12 protein-coding genes are annotated in these 16,471 nt (G+C 52.2%); 8 read left to right on the top strand and 4 right to left on the bottom strand.

Translation table 11 applies throughout. From position 1 onward, the window contains the following. Positions 1 to 64 precede the first annotated feature (64 nt). The 5 genes from NSS64_RS16715 (at position 65) to NSS64_RS16695 (ending at position 6,450) form a co-directional block, all read left to right on the top strand. Positions 65 to 1,039 (top strand): ABC transporter permease, encoded by a 975-nt coding sequence (locus NSS64_RS16715; protein ID WP_036693425.1) that lies wholly within the window; start codon positions 65 to 67, stop codon positions 1,037 to 1,039. Positions 1,040 to 1,055: 16 nt separating this feature from the next. Further along, positions 1,056 to 1,997: a carbohydrate ABC transporter permease gene (locus NSS64_RS16710; RefSeq protein ID WP_340941747.1), complete on the top strand. Its 942-nt coding sequence runs from the start codon at positions 1,056 to 1,058 to the stop codon at positions 1,995 to 1,997. Positions 1,998 to 2,173: 176 nt separating this feature from the next. Continuing rightward, positions 2,174 to 4,198 carry a right-handed parallel beta-helix repeat-containing protein gene (locus NSS64_RS16705; RefSeq protein WP_341140852.1) on the top strand — a complete coding sequence of 675 codons (2,025 nt, stop codon included), beginning with the start codon at positions 2,174 to 2,176 and terminating at the stop codon, positions 4,196 to 4,198. A gap of 492 nt (positions 4,199 to 4,690) precedes the next feature. Beyond that, positions 4,691 to 5,509: a GNAT family N-acetyltransferase gene (locus tag NSS64_RS16700; RefSeq protein ID WP_341140851.1), complete on the top strand. Its 819-nt coding sequence runs from the start codon at positions 4,691 to 4,693 to the stop codon at positions 5,507 to 5,509. A 164-nt stretch (positions 5,510 to 5,673) separates the two neighbouring features. Further along, a complete protein-coding gene (locus NSS64_RS16695) occupies positions 5,674 to 6,450 on the top strand; it encodes an alpha/beta hydrolase (RefSeq protein WP_341140850.1) in 777 nt (258 codons plus the stop codon). Positions 6,451 to 6,563: 113 nt separating this feature from the next. On the opposite strand, the gene NSS64_RS16690 is transcribed toward NSS64_RS16695, so the two are convergent. Genes NSS64_RS16690 through NSS64_RS16680 form a run of 3 tightly spaced genes read right to left on the bottom strand, consistent with a single transcriptional unit; the run spans position 6,564 to position 10,282 of the window. Then, positions 6,564 to 8,360: a hypothetical protein gene (locus NSS64_RS16690; protein ID WP_341140849.1), complete on the bottom strand. Its 1,797-nt coding sequence runs from the start codon at positions 8,358 to 8,360 to the stop codon at positions 6,564 to 6,566. 45 nt (positions 8,361 to 8,405) lie between these two features. After that, complete coding sequence (locus NSS64_RS16685) at positions 8,406 to 9,371, bottom strand: carbohydrate ABC transporter permease (RefSeq protein WP_081751123.1); 966 nt, start codon at positions 9,369 to 9,371, stop codon at positions 8,406 to 8,408. Continuing rightward, a complete protein-coding gene (locus tag NSS64_RS16680) occupies positions 9,368 to 10,282 on the bottom strand; it encodes an ABC transporter permease subunit (RefSeq protein ID WP_036724924.1) in 915 nt (304 codons plus the stop codon). The genes NSS64_RS16685 and NSS64_RS16680 overlap by 4 nt, the downstream gene beginning before the upstream one ends. 405 nt (positions 10,283 to 10,687) lie before the next feature. On the opposite strand from NSS64_RS16680, the gene NSS64_RS16675 reads away from it, so the two are divergent. Beyond that, positions 10,688 to 11,026, top strand: a complete 339-nt coding sequence (locus NSS64_RS16675) for a hypothetical protein (protein WP_341140848.1) — start codon at positions 10,688 to 10,690, stop codon at positions 11,024 to 11,026. 32 nt (positions 11,027 to 11,058) lie between these two features. Here the strand turns inward: NSS64_RS16675 and NSS64_RS16670 are convergent, their stop codons facing one another. Continuing rightward, a complete protein-coding gene (locus tag NSS64_RS16670) occupies positions 11,059 to 11,829 on the bottom strand; it encodes a helix-turn-helix transcriptional regulator (RefSeq protein WP_341140847.1) in 771 nt (256 codons plus the stop codon). 253 nt (positions 11,830 to 12,082) lie between these two features. On the opposite strand from NSS64_RS16670, the gene NSS64_RS16665 reads away from it, so the two are divergent. Both NSS64_RS16665 and NSS64_RS16660 read left to right on the top strand, forming a co-directional pair. Next, entirely contained in the window at positions 12,083 to 13,471 is a 1,389-nt protein-coding gene (locus NSS64_RS16665) for an ABC transporter substrate-binding protein (protein ID WP_341140846.1), read from the top strand. Positions 13,472 to 13,562: 91 nt separating this feature from the next. Further along, positions 13,563 to 16,457, top strand: a complete 2,895-nt coding sequence (locus tag NSS64_RS16660) for an extracellular solute-binding protein (RefSeq protein ID WP_341140845.1) — start codon at positions 13,563 to 13,565, stop codon at positions 16,455 to 16,457. The last annotated feature ends 14 nt before the right edge of the window (positions 16,458 to 16,471 follow it).

Genomic DNA, 16,471 nt, shown 5'->3' with positions numbered 1-16,471 from the left:
AGCTATCCTGGTCTTTCCTGTCTGCCGCTTGGACGGCCCGGTGTGCTGAAGGAGAGAGATACGGATGGATAAAAATACGGTACCCGCGTTATCCCGGCCGGCGGCGGATAAGGAGCCGGGCCGGATGAGGCTGTTCTTTAAAAAGCTGGGCCAGCAGCGGGCCTTGGCAGTGATGTCGGTCCCTTTTCTAATCTGGCTGTTTGTATTCAAATACTTGCCGCTGTGGGGCTGGAGTATTGCCTTCCAGGATTATAAGCCGGCCAGGAAGTTCATGGAGCAGACCTGGATTGGCTTCGAGCATTTCAAATTTCTGTTCGGGGATGACCGCTTCCTCCGGGTGCTCCGCAATACGCTGGCGATGAGCTCGATTAACCTGTTCTTCGGCTTCGTCACCGCGATCACCCTGGCCTTGCTGCTTAATGAAATACGCAATATTGCTTTCAAGCGTGTGGTGCAGACTGTCAGTTATTTGCCGCATTTTATCTCCTGGGTCGTGGCAGCGAGCATCATTCAGACGACGCTATCCCCGGATGGTACGATTAACCAGCTGCTGGTGGGTCTGGGCTTCCTGGACCGCGGCAATGAAATCCTGTTCCTGGGTATCCCGGAATACTTCTGGACCATCTTCGGAGCCAGCTCCGTCTGGAAGGATATCGGCTGGAACACCATCGTCTACCTGGCCGCTATGACCACAATTGATCCCACACAGTATGAAGCAGCGGAGATCGACGGTGCGAACCGGTTCAAGAAAATGATCTATGTCACGCTTCCGGGCATCAAGTCTGTTGTGATTGTCCTGCTCATTATGAATATCGGCTATCTGCTGGAATCGGGATTCGAGCCGCAGTACCTGCTGGGCAACGGCATGAATGTGGACTATTCCGAGAACATTGATATATTCGTACTGAAATACGGAATTGCCCAGAGTAATTTCTCCCTGTCCATCGCAGCGGGAATGTTCAAGACGGTCGTCAGCTTCATCCTGCTGTTCATGGCGAATAATGCCGCGAAGCGTATGGGCGAAGCCAGACTGTATTAATAAAGGAGGCGCAGGCATGGAAACCGCAGCTGTCCCTAAGAAAAAACGCAAGCCCCCGATAAGCTCTTCCACCGGCGACCGCTTGTTTGTCATTTGCAACTACTGCTTCATGATCGCACTAATGATTGTTACCCTGTATCCGTTCGTGAATGTCCTGGCAGTGTCGCTTAACAACGCGCAAGATTCCATTAAAGGCGGGATCTACCTGCTGCCCAGAGAATGGACGCTGGCGAATTACAATTATATTCTGAGAGAGGCCACGATTTTTCATGCGACCTTCATCTCGGTGCTGCGCACCGTGATCGGAACGGTAGTCACCGTCTTCTGCTCGGCCATGCTGGCTTACACGCTTAGCAGGCAGGATTATGTGCTGCGCAAATTCATCACCGTAGCTTTTATCATGACGATGTACTTCAACGGCGGCCTGATTCCCAATTACCTGCTGATCCGGGATATGGGACTGGTCGGCAGCTTCTGGGTCTACATTCTTCCGGGGATCATCGGGGTGTTCAACCTGATCATTATCCGTTCCTTCATTGAAAATCTGCCGGAGAGCATTATTGAATCGGCGAAGATTGACGGGGCGGGGGATTACCGGACCTTCTTCAGCCTCATCCTGCCGCTTACGGTGCCCGTGCTGGCTACGGTGGCGCTGTTCTCGGGAGTGTTCCAGTGGAATTCGTGGTTCGATGTGTTCCTCTACAACTCTTCGGATGAGAAGCTGAGTACCCTGCAATATGAGCTGCAGAAGATTCTGCAGAACTCCAACACCACCACAGGCACCTCGTCGCTGGACGGGATGATCCAGGGGGCAACAGGAGGCCAGCAGAATGCGGTTACTCCGATGTCCGTGCGGGCAACGATGACGATTGTAGCTTCCGTGCCGATTATTATGGTCTATCCGTTCCTGCAGAAGTATTTTGTCAAAGGCATGATGGTCGGCGGGGTCAAAGGTTAGGTTGTCTAATTGTATACAAGAGTTCTTCCTTACGGGGAATTCTCTTAGAAGGATCGTATGCCGGATGTACAAGGCCTGCGGTCTTTTCTATTAGGATTGTATACATGGTTATAGCAATATACAGGATATTCATTTAAAATGTCCATATGACATACAAGAAAGAGGAGGATTCTCATATGGAATATCATGTTGCATTGCAAGGGAGCGATCAGGCTCCAGGCACGGCGGAACAGCCTTTCCGCTCCATCTCCCGCGCTGCGGCGCTGGCGGAGCCCGGGGATACAGTTACTGTTCAAGCGGGTACATACAGGGAATGGGTGAGCCCGGCTAACGGAGGAACAGAGGAACAGCGGATTGTCTATCAGGCTGCCGGGGACGGGGAAGTCGTCATCACAGGGGCTGAACCTATTGCGGATTGGCAGGACGAAGGAGATGGTGTCTGGAGTACAGTGGTGCCGAACAGCCTGTTTGCTGTGCGCAATCCTTTTGCGGAGAAATTGTATGGCGACTGGCTGTTCGAAGGGGCGTTCGAGCCGCATCTGGGGGAGGTCTATCTGGACGGTAAATCGCTGTATGAATGTGATAGCGTTACCAAGCTGCGCGATCCTCAGGTATGGCCGCAGGCCAAGTACGCAGCGGACTCTCTGCTGCAGTGGTATGCGGAAGCAGGCTCGGCCGCCACTAAGATTTGGGCGAGCTTCGGGGGCAAGGACCCGCGCCGGGAGAATGTGGAGATCAGCGTGCGACCTTATTGCTTCTGGCCGGAGCAGACCGGACGGGGCTACATTACGGTCAGAGGCTTCACGCTCCGCCAGGCGGCTCCGCAGTGGGCTCCGCCCACCGCGTTACAGGAAGGGCTGATCGGCCCCCACTGGAGCAAAGGCTGGATCATTGAAGACAACCATATCTGCGAGTCCAAATGCACAGGGGTGAGCCTGGGCAAAGAAATCTCAACCGGGCATAACGAGTGGTCGAAAGGCCGGATGAAGGGCGGGACGCAGCGGGAGCAGGAGGTTATTTTCCGCGCACTCCGCCAGGATTGGCATAAGGACAACATTGGAAGCCATATCGTCCGCAATAATGTGATTCATGACTGTGAACAGGCTGGAGTCGTGGGGCATTTAGGGGCTGCTTTTAGCCGGATTGAACAGAACCGCATTTATAATATTCATCATAAACGGATTTTTCACGGGGCAGAGGTCGGCGGGATCAAGCTCCATGCTTCACTGGATACCCAGATTTGCGAAAATGTCATTTACAGCTCCTACCGGGCGTTATGGCTGGACTGGCAGGCACAGGGCACCCGGATCAGCCGGAATGTATTCTACGACAACCTGTCCGAGGATTTCTTCATGGAGGTGTGCCACGGTCCGTATATGGTGGATCACAACCTGTTCCTGTCGCCGATGAACTTCCGCAATATGGCCCAGGGCGGCGCGTTCGTCCATAATCTGTTCGCCGGACGGTTCGTGGTGCGTCCCGAGCTTACTCGATATACACCGTACCATATGCCGCATGAGACAGCGGTTGCCGGGTACAGCAATATCGCGGGCGGGGATGACCGCTATTATAACAATATCTTCCTGCGTGATGAGGATACGGACAATGAGGCAGTGCCGATGACCTTCTTCGAGCATCTGCCGCTGGCCCCAAGAGAACAGCTTAACGATAACGGTGAACGGGTGATGGACGGTATCCCGGATAATTCCCGCTGTTATCTGCATCCTGTCGGATTAGGCGGCTACGATGAGCACCCGAATTCGCTGGACAAGCAGTGGTGGGAATACACCAGGGAAGAGATCAAGGCGCTGATCGATTCCGGGAAGCCGTTCCATCCTGAACAGATGGCCCTCCCTGTAGCCATTCAAGGCAATCTGTATCTAAAAGATGCGGTGCCGGGTACACATGAGCCGCACGCGAAGGTCTATGCCGATAAGGGTCTTGAGATCAAGGTTGATCCGGCTTCCGGTAAGGTGCAGGTGCATATTGTGAATCCTGAGCTGCTGCGTGCCGCGGCGCCGACCGTGGTCACCACCAATCTGCTGGGCCAAAGCTATCACGCCGAGATGCGTTACGAGGAGCCGGACGGCTCGGCGTACCGGTTCGACCGCGACTTCTTCGGTAAGCAGCGCCCGGACTCGAATGTGACGCCTGGACCGTTTGAATTAACGGATAACAGTCCGGTGAAGATTGTGCTGTAAGTTAGAAAAGTTGAAAGCCTGTCCGTGAGGACAGGCTTTTGTGTGGTGCACGAAATGAGAAATCCTGCAAGAAATACAACAATGCTGTTCAATTTAGGCAGTCAAAGCGGAAATCCTGCACGAAATGCAACAAAGCCAGCTCGAATTAGCTCCACACACCGAAAATCCTGCATATGTTGCAACAATGCTCCACAGCCAGCAGCTAACTTAGAGAATTGCTGTAATAAGTGCAACAATGCTGGACAATACAAAGGGTCGGTAAGAGAGAAATCCCTCAGATGTGCTGGCGCGAAGGTTATCCTGCACCCCATGCTAAGTACAATAGCACAGATGGTTATAGCAGATTTCTGCCTATGAAGGCGAAGTAGGCCCAACATATAATAGAAGAAGCGTGAATGATTAGAGTCGAAAGAATGGAGGTGCGAAGAAAAGTACATAGATACCCCGGAGAACTTCAATAATGTCCATACCTTTTTGAGAAAAATGGTAACCTTGACTGGGAAGCTTCAGACTTGGGAATTTGTCAGATTCGAGTTCTGGAACCGGTACGAAGCGCCCAAAAGTGCAGACCCTAATTTCATGGAGCATAATGCACACCTATGGAAGAATGAAACCGGTGAGATAACAGGCCTTTTCATTTCCGAATCCGGAGGCGGTTTCTTCAGCTTAATCGTTCATCCGGATTACCCGTATCTGGCGGACGAGATGGTCGCATGGACCCGGAATGTATGGGGCAAGGGGAAAAAGAAGCTTAACACGGATTGCTATCCCTATGGTCAGGAGGTTCAGGCATTATTGGATCAAGGTTTTGTGCAAGATTCCCATATTGGGAATACAAGAAGATACGATCTTGTGCAAACTGAGTACACTTTTAACTTGGAAGAAGGCTTCTACATCCGGTGCATGGCGGAAGGGATAGATGAAGGCGCGAAGAACGATTTAATTGAGCAGATCTTCTCTCCGGGTGATTCCGGCCCAGTCAAGGTAGAGTATTGGAGAAAAACTCTGCCGTCCTATCTTGCGGAGCTTGATTTCTCTGTGGTTGATGATAAGGGCCGGCCCATTGCCTTCTGTTTCGGATTCGTGGATCAGGATAACGGGATCGCGGTTATAGAGACGATTGGTACCCATCCCGATTACCGGCAACGCGGCTTCGGCAAGGCTGTCATTACAGCATGTTTCATCCGGCTGAAGGAGCAAGGTGTGACAACGGCATATATTACGGGTTTTTCTACGGAGGCTAATGCACTATATCAATCCCAGCAGCCGGTGGAGATTACTCCGATGCATTCGTATGTATACGAAGATTAAATACAAGCGGGACTGTCCAATGTAGGAGAAAGCAGAAGACCTTCTATCCTCCATATATATTTTTCCGCAGCAGGTTCCTCAGCAGGATTCTACACTTAGTTTATTGAATAAACTAAGTGTAGAGGAATACATATAATCCAAGAGAGGAATGAGCAGCTTTGGACATGAACCATCAGAAGTATACAACACAAGCAGCGGGATATGATCAGGAAAGAGAAGGGATAACACGTGGAGAGATCACGATGATCGAATACCCCTCTGCCACAGTGGGCAACACCCGGAAGGCCAGAGTCTATACGCCGCCTGGATACTCTAGCACAGAGAAATATAGTGTCTTGTATCTGCTGCACGGCATTGGCGGAGATGAGGATGAATGGTATACTCACGGCACACCGCAGATTATTCTGGACAATTTGTATGCCGATCACAAACTGAAGCCTATGATCGTCGTGCTGCCCAATGGGCGGGCGATGCTCAATGACCGGGCGGAGGGCGATATCTTCGCGCCTGACAAGTTGGAAGCCTTTGCAACCTTTGAGTCTGATCTGCTGAACGATCTGATCCCTTATATTGAAGCGAACTATTCCGTTCTGACGGACCGGGAGCACCGTGCGCTGGCCGGGTTGTCGATGGGCGGAGGACAATCGCTCAACATGGGTCTGAATAACCTGGACCGCTTCGCCTGGGTGGGAGCCTTCTCTGCGGCACCTAACACGAAGGAGCCAGAGCTGCTGGTACCCGACCCGCAGAAGGTAGCGGACGCGCTTAACCTGCTCTGGTTATCCTGCGGAGACCTCGACAGCCTCAAGTATGTCAGCGACCGCACCCATGCGTACTTCTCGGAACACAACGTACCGCATATCTGGGTGGAAGAGCAGGGCGACCATGACTGGCCGGTCTGGAAGAACGGCTTGTATCAGTTCGCGCAGCTTATTTTTTAAGGGAGCTGGAAGAACAGTTACCGGTAACAAAAAAAGGCAGCCCCCAAGCCATTGTCATGGCTCCGGGGCTGCCTCTTCTTTTACTTTTACAGCTACGCAGTAACGCTCATTGCTTATTTATTGGCAACCGCATCCGCGCGCATTTTAACGATTTTCTCTGCTCTTTCCTTGTCTACCGCGAACACATCGTTCCAGCCGAGTCCTTCGACATCGCTCTTCAGCTTGGTCCAGAGCTGGTCGAATTCGGCCTGGTCCTTGGCGAAGATCATTTTCCAGGAGGTGTTCTTGACATAATCCGAGATCTGGCTGCGTTTGTTCTTGACGTCAGAGGAATCGGAGCCAAGACTGGTGTTAATATTCGGCACGATGTCGATCATGTTGTTCTTCGTATAGTACTCGGTTGGCGTAGTGGCGTCATAGGTCTTCTGCCAATCTGTAGTCAGCGCAGTCTTGTTGGCTTCAATGGTGGAAGCCCAGTAGGTGCTGTTGTAGAATTCTTTGGTTTCCGGGTCGGTCACGAAATCACTCATAATCATCGAGTTGACCTTGCTCTGGCCGTCCTGGTAACCGCCGCCGCCGTATTCGGCAGGGACCGGGGTGTTTTCCTGGAATGCCGTCTGGCCGACTTCGGTCAGCTTGAATTTGCCGTCCGGTGTCTTCTCATAGTTGAAGCCTTCGAAGCCGTTGGTGTAGTAACGAAGACCTTCCGGTGAAGACATCCAGTCCATCAGTTCCATAATTCTTTCCGGCTCTTTCGCTTTGGAGCCGATGGCGAACACTCTGCCGTTCCCGAAGTATGCATCACTGTTCTGGATCAGGTGGGTATCTGCAATCGGAACGGCTACGTTGCCGTCGCCCTGGTTGCCGCGTTCAATCGTATTGTAGAACCCTCTCTGCCAGGAGTACCACAGAAGCAGAACCTGCTTGTTGGTCAGCTTCTCAGACACCTTGTTCCAGTCCTGGGAAGGAGAGTCGGGGTCAACGAGACCCATTTTGTTAGCGTCATAATAGAACTGAAGAATCTTCTTGTACATACTGTTGTCGTCCACGATCGGCACGATGTCACCTTTGGCATTCAATTGAATCGTTGTTGTGCCGTTCGGCTGCTCATAGCCATACCAGTTGCTCAGCCACCGGACATTCTCCATGCTGCCGCCATCCCAGTCCTTCCAGAGGGTGATCGGAACAATCGGCTTGCCGTCCGGAGTCTTCGGATATTTAGCCTGCATGTCCTTCAGGGCGGTCATCAGGTCGTTCAGATTATTCAGCTTCGGCGCGCCGATTCCCTTGTAATAATCCCAAGGCATAATCGGGCTGGAGTAAGGCAGCTCTTCTGAGAAAGTCGTTGGCGAAGTGTCGGCGGTGAAGGCCGGGAGAGCATAGATTTTACCATCCGGGTTCTGCTTCTCGAAGGCCACATTGAACGGCTTAAAGTGATTGTCTACATATTGGGACAGATGCTCCGTGTTCTTAATCATGTCGGTTAGATCCATAATCATGCCTGCCGGAATCAGTTCCTCGAGCTGGCTGTTCTCAATAATCAGGAGGTCGCCGAGGTCACCGGATGCAGAGCGGGTCTTGTACAGCTGGTCGCCCGCTACCTGCGGAGCCAGAATGTTCAGTGTGATATTGAATTTGTCTTTCAGCAGCTTGCCGTACCATCCCGTCTGCTCGCCTTGATAGTTAGCTGCGTTGTCGAATACCGTAATGGTTAGAGGTTTGCTGTGATCGATGCCTGTGCTTGTGCCCGGATCGGATGACTCAGTAGGTGTTCCGGGTTCGGCCGTCCCCGCAGCAGCTCCTCCATTGTTGGAATTACCGCTGCAACCACTTAACGCCGTTGTTACCAGCAGAATGGTCGTCCCTAGTAACAGCGCGGACTTTCTGCCCAGCTTAATGTGTCTTTTCATGTGTAGCCCCCCGAATGATTAATGTATCATAATGGCGCAGGTCCGTTAGCCTTTCACGGCGCCAATTATAATTCCTTTGACAAAAAATCTCTGGAAGATCGGATATACCAGCAGAATCGGTGCGACTACGATAATGGTTACAGTCATGCGGATGGAGGTAGAGGTCTGCTTGGTCGCCAGGGTTGCCATCGCCGTGGATCCGGCATTCTGCAGGTTGACCATGGTGGACAAGGAGCTCGCCTGGTTGATGTAGTTATACAGAATGAACTGTAAGCTGTAGAGCTTACTGTCCGTCACCAGCAGCAGCGTATCCTGGAAGGAGTTCCACTGGTTGACCGCCGAGAAAATGGCAACGGTTGCAAGGATCGGCTTGCTGATCGGCAGAATGACTTTGTAGAAAATCGTGAAGATTCCTGCACCGTCAATGCTGGCCGCCTGCTGAAGCTCCTTCGGTGTTGCCTCCACGAAGGTTTTGACCAGGATAATGAAGAACGGAGCGACAACGGACGGAAGAATATAAGCCAGGAAGTTGTCCGTCAGATGCAGCGATCTCATGGTCAGATACCAGGGGATGATCCCGGCGTTGAAGAACATTGTGATGATGGTGAAGCGGTACCAGAACTTCTTGCCCCACATATCCTCCTGGGCGAACATGAATCCGAGGAAGGCCGAAGCGCCGACCGTCAGCAGCGTACCGATCACGGTTCTGCCGAGGGAGATCATGAACGCATTGCCCAGACCCGGGATTTTGAACACATCGATATAGTTCTGGAAATGAATCCCCTTAGGCCAGAAAATAATTTCGCCCTTTGCGCTTAGGTCGTTCGCGCTGATCGTATTGATAATGATCGAGTAGAACGGGTAAACGCAGATGAAGGCGAACAGTGAGAATAGGATATAGATAATAGTAGAGATGATTTTATCGGTAGCGCTGACCTGCATTTTGACCGTTTTTTTGGTGATGTCGATCTCCCGGGTGTTTGGCGTAAGACTGGTCTGGTTGTCACTCATACAATGCCCTCTCCTCTCAGCATTTTGGACAGCCCGTTCACCGAAAAGAGAAGCACCACGCTGATTACACTCTTCAGCATACTGATCGCAACGGAGACGGAATAGCTGCCGCCGCCCATGGCGAGGTTATACACATATAGATCAAGAACCTGAATAGTGTCCTTGTTAAACGCATTTTGGAAGACGAAATATTGCTCCAATCCGTTATTCAGGAAGCTTGCAATCTGGAGCATCAGCAGGACGAAGTAGGTTGGCATCATGCTTGGCAATACGACATGGCGGATCACCTGCATCCGGGTAGCCCCGTCCACATAAGCCGCTTCATACAGCGATTCGTCGATGCCCATAATGGCCGCGATGTATAGAATGGCGGACCAGCCGAGTGTCTTCCAGGTAGCCCAGGCCCACATGGTCCACCAGACATGCTCTGAGCTCTGCAGGAACATTGTAGGTGAATCGGTCAGCCCTGTCATATGCAGGAAGCCGTTGACCATCCCCTCACTGGAGAACATGGAGAAGGCGAGGGAGTACACAAGCACCCAACTGATAAAGTTCGGCAGCGTGGTGACCGTCTGGATGAATTTGCGGAAACGTACCGCCTTGATCTCGGTCAGGAATATGGCGAAGATCATCGGGAGCCAGGAAAAGAGAATACCCAGTCCGCTGATGCCGAAGGTATTCCAGATGACCTGCATCAGCTGGTCGATCTTGACCTGATTCTCAACCAGGGAATGGAACCATTTGAAGCCGACAAACTCGGATTGTGACAATGGGATAGGCGGGGTGTAGTCAAAAAATGCATATACCCATCCATAGAGCGGATAGTAGGCAAAGACAGCGAGTAAAAGCATAAAGGGAGAGATGTACAGGAATTTCCGGAACGAATTGCTTCTCATGCTCTGGCTGCGCATTGTTTCACTCCTCATCATATTCTCTTTGTATGATTGCTTCCTGAAGCTAAGCCGGGGCAAGCAATCCTGAGTAACTTGTCTGGCTGTCATCCCCCTTCATAATATAAGCAATGAAAAGCAATTTCGGAGCAATTGATAACGCTTTCATGTATGAAACTATAATAAGTTATCGTCTATCTTCCTACAATGACCGATCCTCACCAATTATTGATCTATTGTCAGGTGAAGGAAACGCGGACGAGAAGGGAAAGTGCATGGGAGGGGGAGCGAGAGAAGCAAGGGGCGCAGACAAAACGGGACTTTATAGGAGTGGGAAGAAAGGAATACGGGAGGCTAAACGGAAACCCAGAGAGTGATGAGGGGTATTAGTGCACCTGAATTCGGAAAAAAAGGCGGATGAGCCGAATGAGGGGCATTAATACACCTGATTTTATCAAAAGCGGGCGGATGGGCCGAATGAAGGGTATTAATACACCTGATTTTATCAAAAGCGGGCGGATGAGCCGAATGAGGGGTATTAATACACCTGATTTCAACAAAAGTGGGCGGATGAGCCGAATGAAGGGTATTAATACACCTGATTTCATCAAAAGCGGGCGGATGAGCCGAATGAAGGGCATTAGTGCACCTGAATTTATCAAAAGTGGGCGGATGAGTCGAATGAAGGGTATTAATACACCTGATTTCGGAAGAAGTGGGCAGATGAGCGGGCAGGTGCGAACTGGAACACAACATTATACATAACGCACAGGCCGCTCACTCCACCCCCCTCCGCCTCAGGCAATGATGAAGCATTGCTTGCGGTATTCATTGGCGCTGGTTCCCGTGTATTCTCTGAATTTCTTGTAGAACCAGTCGATTTCCGAATATCCGACAGCGTCTGCAATCTCATAGATCTTCATGTCGGTCGTTTCCAGCAGCAGCTTGGCCTTCTCCATCCGCTGGCGCAGAAGGTATTCGTTGAAGGACATCTTCTCCTGCTGCTTGAATTTCTGTCCGAGATAGGCGCAATTGAAGTTCAGGGAGTCGGAAATCCGCTTGAGTGTAATATTATGATGGAGCTGCTCATCTACGTATTGCTTGATCGTACTGACGATCGGGCACGGGGAGGACGGCTCTTTTTGAATGGTGAACTGAGCATAATCCCGCTCCGCAGCAGCCGGTCTGCCGGCCGGAGCCAGCACCCGTCGAACCGCCTCCAGACTTCCGCCCAGCTCAGCCGGGTCCACCGGGTCTGTTAAGTAATCGCTTACATTATAGAGTAAGGCTTGGCGCGCCAGCCCGAAATCTCCGCTGCCCCCGAGCAGAATAATCGGAACGGAGCTTCCCTGCCTGATCTGCTCACAGACTCGCATGCCCGGCGTATGGGCATCCCTGATATTCAGAAGCACCAGTGATATCCCCTCGCTGCGGATCAGCCGCAGAATATCGGATGAATAATCAGCATGCGCATGAATGATGAAATTCTTAAGTCTGCTCCCTGCCATATAAGAAGCGATCTCCCGCACTTGGGCGTTTCGCTCTACACATAAGATTCTGTACAACATGAAGACCCCGCTTTCAGAGAGAAGTTAAGCTTCCTTCATTCATTATGTGCAACAGAGCCAGGCGCTACAATGTGCAATTCTTGCACCAGGCTCCATTTGTTTACCTGATCGGAATCCGGCTGCGCGGTGGATAAGGACTTGCGGACCGGACCTATAATTTGACAGGTGAACACCTGAAATTAGACGGGTTGCTGCCTGAAAATGTAAGCGCTAAACTTTCGAGGTAAGTCATTCATACTTGGGGGGACAGATCATGCGGGCAAAAAAGGTAATGTCAGTATTCATTAGTATGTTGTTATTAGCGGCAACGACGGCATGTGGAGGAGCGGGGAACGCCGGGAACGCCGGCGGGGGAGCATCAGCCCAGCCGGCGGCGGCTACGGAGGCTCCGGCAGCTGAGGCTACTGCAGAAGCTACACCGACTGCAGAGCCGAGCAATGCTACACCAGAAAAAGACTTCGATATGGGCGGCAGAACGATCAAGATTGTCTCCTGGTGGGATATGACGATTCCCGAGGACAATCCTGATAATATCCAGCGCTCGAAGAATCTGAAGGAATTGATGGCCAAGCATAATTTCAAGGTTGAATATGTAGCGCTGGACTTCGGTGAATACCAGAAGAAGGTTGTGGCTTCACTGGTCGCCGGTGAACCGCTTGGCGATATTGTCAGAATGGGCAAGGGCTATATGATTCCGGTGCTGACCAAGCAGGATATGTTCTGGCCGGTTGACGAGTATACCAAGAATGAGAACGCCTTCAATCAGCGGATGACTACAGAATTCTCACAATATGAGGGCCGGGGCTATGGCTTCTCGGAGAATGCAGGCAACCTGATCAGCGGGATATTCTATAACCGCACCCTGATGAAGAAGCTGGGCATGAAGCCGCTTCAGGAATATGTGAACGAGGATAACTGGAACTGGGAGACCTTCACCCAAGTCGCCAAAGAAGCGAACAAAGATACAGATAACAACGGAAAACTTGATGTCTGGGGCTTGGCCTCCGGCGGGTTCCTGGAAATGGCGCTGGCCTCCAACGAGACCGATCTGACCGTTGACGACAAACAGAATCTCGATGATCCGAAGCTGCTGGAGGTCTTCAAGTTCATCGCCAAGCTGGGTGCCGAGAAGGTAGCACGGCCGACAGAAGGCGGGGACTGGCAGGAACCGGCGCAGTTCTTCCGTCAGGGGAACACGCTGATGTATGCAGGAGCCGATTATGAGGCGAACGGCTTCAAGACGGATATGAAGGATTATGATATCGGCTTTGTTCCTTTTCCAAAAGGACCTAATGCTACCGAATACCACAGTGTGGAATCCAATGTCCAATTCCTGACCATCCCGAAGAAGGCCGAGAATCCGGACCAGCTGCTGTATATCTGGGAGAAGATCAATGATATCGAGTCCATCTACGATTATCCGAAGCAGGCTTCCCTGGAGAGCACGTATGACAACGAGGATGATATCAACAATGCCAAGCTGGTCGAAGGCGGCATGCTGCTCACGAACCATAATACCTTCTCGACCATGCCTTACTACGAGATGATTGACGAACTCAAGAAGGGTACCTCGGCCTCTACTGTCATTCAGAAGTACAAGGCTAAGGTTCAGGCATCTGTAGACGCGGTTTACAAAAAATAAACGAATACCGCATGGAACAACAGTCCCACGCGGACTGTTGTTCCCATTCTTGCTGAAATTTTATGATCCATCGCTTAAGGGGAGGAGTACGTTGAATATTCGAATCAGGAACATAGCGATTATATTGGTTGTTGTCCTGCTGGCCGGGACGATCTGGATATTTAATTCCTCGGGGCAGCCTGTGCATTCCGACTCTCCGGCAGAAGGCAAGTTCACGGCAGCCATGCAGGATGCCGCAGAGGGCAGCTATGAAGCCTATCTGAAGCAGCATGCGAACGCCGCACGCCCTGACCGGGAGATCCGCATCGAAGGGGAGAGCTATTCCCCCGGCAGCGGAGATGTCTTCGAGGTGAAGCAGCAATTCGAGGGGCTTGACGGAACAGCAGTCATTACCCCGGAATCGGGAACCATCTCCTGGGAGGTGCCGGTTCCGGAATCCGGGCTGTATAACCTCCGGGTTCATTATTATCCGGTGGAAGGCAAAAGCTCGTCCATTGAGCGTTCCTTATCCATCAACCGGGAGGTGCCGTTCAAGGGAGCGGATACCTTGCTCTTCGACCGGGTCTGGGGGAACCGTGAGGAGGACATTAAGCAGGATGACCGCGGCAACGATCTGCGCCCCAGACAAGTGGAGCAGCCGGTGTGGCAGTCCACAGTCATTGCGGACAGTGAAGGCTTCTATGAGGAGCCGTATGCCTTCTATCTGGAGCAGGGAAACCAGACCCTGTCGCTGACTGCACTACGTGAGCCGATGGCCATTGATTATATTGAGCTGTTCCAGGACCAGACAGTGCGCTCTTATGCAGAGGCTAAGCAGGAGTATGAGACTAAGGGTCTTCAGCCGGTAAAGGAGCCTTATATCGAGGTCCAGGCCGAAGCGGCATCTGCCAAATCCTCGCCCACCTTATATCCGTTATCCGACCGCTCCAGCCCGGCAGTGGTTCCTTATGCCGTCTCGAACTTAAGAATCAACACCATCGGCGGGGTGAACTGGAAGCTGCCGGGACAATGGATCGAATGGGAGATTGACGTCCCCGAAGAAGGTCTGTACCGGATAGCGCTCAAGGAGAAGCAGAATCAGCTCCGGGGCGTCTATGCCAACCGCAGCCTGACGATTGACGGTGAATATCCATTCACCGAGATGAAGCAGATCCGCTTCAATTACTCTCCCGGCTGGCAGATGAATGTCCTTGGCGGGGAAGAGCCTTATCTGTTCCATCTTACACAAGGGACGCACAAGCTGAGACTGACCGTGACCCTTGGCGATATCGCGCCGCTGGTCCGTACGGTCCAGTCCAGCGTTCTGACCTTGAATGAAATGTACCGTAATATTCTGGCGATTACCTCCAATAACCCGGATAAGTTCCGCGATTATCAGCTGGAGAAGCGGATACCGGAGATGACTAAGGTATTCCGGGAGCAGGCGGAGATTATCCGCAGTGTCGGCGAATATCTGGAGCAGGCCACCGGAGAACGTAGCGACAAGGTATCCGTGCTGTACTCGATGGTCACCCAACTGGAGGATATGGCTAAGCACCCGGACACGGTAGCCAAACGGCTGGTCTCCTTCAAGACGAATGTCGGCGGACTGGGGACCTGGATTCTTAGCGTGCGGGAACAGCCGCTGACGCTGGATTCACTGGTGGTCTCGGCCCCGGATAAGCCGCTTCCGTCTGCGCAGGCGACCTTCTTCCAGAAGCTGAAACATGAGCTGAGAGCGTATGGCGCCTCGTATACCGAAGACTATGACAGTATCGGTAACGTGACGAAGAACCAGAAGGCGATTACGGTCTGGATTTCGACCGGCCGGGATCAGGCTCAAGTGATGAAGAGCATGATTGACGACACCTTTACGCCGGATTCGGGCATCTCCGTGGCACTGCGGCTGGTGCCTCCGAACATTCTGCTGCCGGCGACCCTGGCGGGCGAAGGGCCGGACGTAGCCATGCAGATCGGTGAGGATCTTCCAGTGAACTACGCGATGCGCAAAGCATCGGCCGATCTGTCCCGGTTCGCCGACTTCAAAGAAGTAGCTGACCGGTTCCGGGACAGTGCCCTTACGCCTTATAAGTACAATGGAAGCGTCTACGGGCTGCCTGAGCAGCAGATCTTCCCGATGCTGTTCTACCGGAAGGATATTCTGCAGGAGCTTGGCTTAGAGCCGCCTGCTACGTGGGAGGAAGTCTACAATGTGGTCTCTGTTCTGCAGAGACATAATCTGGAGTTCTATCTTCCGCTGGAGGATACACTGAACAACGCGACGCTGGTGCCCAATGCGGCCTTCACCATGCTGCTCTACCAGAACGGCGGGCAGCTCTACACAGACGACCAGAAGCGAAGCGCGCTGAACTCGGAGACCTCCATGAGTGAATTTAACAAGTGGACCCAGTTCTATACCAATTACAAGTTCCCGGTGAAGGTGGACTTTCCGAACCGCTTCCGTACAGGCGAGATCCCGATCGGGATTGCCGATTATACCATCTATAACAGCCTGACGGTAATGGCGCCGGAAATCCGCAATTTGTGGGAATTCACGGTGGTGCCGGGAACGAAGCAGGCGGACGGCACGGTGGACCATAGCGTGGCCAGCCATACCACCGGTGTCATGCTGCTGGAGAATGCCAAGGACAAGGATTCGTCCTGGGAATTCATGAAGTGGTGGACAGACAAGGACACCCAGGTCCAGTACGGCCGGGAAATGGAAGGGCTGATGGGAGCGGCGGCACGTTATCCGACCGCCAACATCGAAGCGCTGGAGGAGCTGCCTTGGCCGGTGAAGGACTACAAGGAGCTGGAGAGCCAGTGGCAATGGGTGAAGGGGAACCCTCAGGTTCCGGGCGGCTACTTCACAGGCCGGCATCTGGACAATGCGTTCCGCAAGGTGGTCAACGGGAATGTGAATCCGCGTGAAGCCCTGTCGGATTATCTGATCTACATTAACGATGAAATTCAGATCAAACGGAAGGAATTCAAACTTCCGTATTAGGTTGGAGGCTGCAA

The organism is Paenibacillus sp. FSL H8-0122, assembly GCF_038005345.1.
Classification (GTDB): domain Bacteria; phylum Bacillota; class Bacilli; order Paenibacillales; family Paenibacillaceae; genus Paenibacillus_AQ.
Note: the sequence above shows the minus strand (reverse complement) of the source record. Positions and strands in the feature narration are given on the sequence as shown.